Annotated in this window: 1 protein-coding gene; it reads left to right on the top strand. The window is 59.0% G+C overall.

From position 1 onward, the window contains the following. Positions 1-89 precede the first annotated feature (89 nt). Positions 90-1196 carry an IS5 family transposase gene (locus tag AB3X98_RS41945; RefSeq protein WP_368607189.1) on the top strand — a complete coding sequence of 369 codons (1107 nt, stop codon included), beginning with the start codon at positions 90-92 and terminating at the stop codon, positions 1194-1196. Positions 1197-1338: the final 142 nt, after the last annotated feature.

Below are 1338 nucleotides of genomic sequence, written 5' to 3'. Positions count from 1 at the left end.
CAGGCTGTTGAAATACCTCCCGCATACGTCATCCGGGCGGGAGGGGTAAACGTTGAAACAAAGATTCGGACAACACTGAGACTGAAGCGATGCGCGGAGCGGACGGCTATACCGAGTCGATGTTCACGATGTCCAAGCTGGATGACTTCGTTCCAGTCAATCACCCGTTGCGGCCGATTCGGCTGTGGTTGAACGATGCGCTTGCACGCATGGATCCGGTCTTTTCGCGTATGTACGAGAGCGACGCGAAAGGCGGTCGCCCGAGCATCGCGCCGGAGAAGCTGATTCGGGCGCTGCTGCTGCAAGTGCTGTATTCGATTCGCAGCGAACGCATGCTGATGGAGCAAATCTCCTACAACATGCTCTTTCGCTGGTTTGTTGGTCTGGCGATGGACGATGCGGTGTGGGATCACTCCACCTTCAGCAAGAACCGCGACCGACTGCTGGTTCACGACGTCATTGTTAGCCTGTTCAACGACACGGTCGAGACGGCACGCGTGCGTGACTACCTCTCGGGCGAGCATTTCAGTGTCGATGGCACGCTCATTCAGGCCTGGGCAGGACACAAGAGCTTTGTGCCCAAGGCAAAGTCGGACGACGATACGCCGCCTGACGGAGGTGCTGGCTCCCACGAGAACTGGCATGGCGAGAAGCGCAGCAACGACACACATGAGTCCAGCACGGACAGTCAGGCGCGGCTGTTTCGCAAGAGTCGTGGCACGGGCGCGATGCTTTGCTATATGGGGCACGTGCTGACCGATAACCGGCATGGCCTCGTTGTGAACGCGCAGGTAACGCAGGCCAACGGCACAGCCGAGCGAGACACAGCGGCCGAGATGCTTGTGGACGCTGCGCAGTTTGCCGATGCATCGATTACGGTCGGCGCTGACAAAAACTACGACACGGCTGGCTTTGTGGCAACGTGCCGCGCAAATGGCGTGACGCCGCATGTGGCGCAAAACGATGGCCGTGCGGGCGGCTCGGCCATTGACGGACGTACAACGCGCTGGCCCGGCTACGCCATCAGTCAGCGCAAGCGCAAATGCATCGAGCAGGTCTTTGGCTGGAGCAAGACGGTCGGCAGGATTCGGCAGGTGATGTATCGAGGGCTGGAGCGGGTTGACCAACTCTTCCTGTTGACTCAGGCGGCCTACAACTTGACTCGCATGCGCACGCTCGCCACTAAAGCAGCGTAGGAGCGAAATTCGGTGAGAAGATGACATTGGTTCCACCTGAGTTAAGGACATCCGGCATCAAATCGACATGGACCAACCTCGCGCGGCGGCTCGTTGGAACGATGGGCCGCGTATCAGCGAAGTGTATTTCAACAGCCTGCTA

The sequence above is a fragment of the Paraburkholderia sp. BR14312 genome (assembly GCF_040948675.1).
Classification (GTDB): Bacteria; Pseudomonadota; Gammaproteobacteria; order Burkholderiales; family Burkholderiaceae; genus Paraburkholderia; species Paraburkholderia nodosa_A.
Note: the sequence above shows the minus strand (reverse complement) of the source record. Positions and strands in the feature narration are given on the sequence as shown.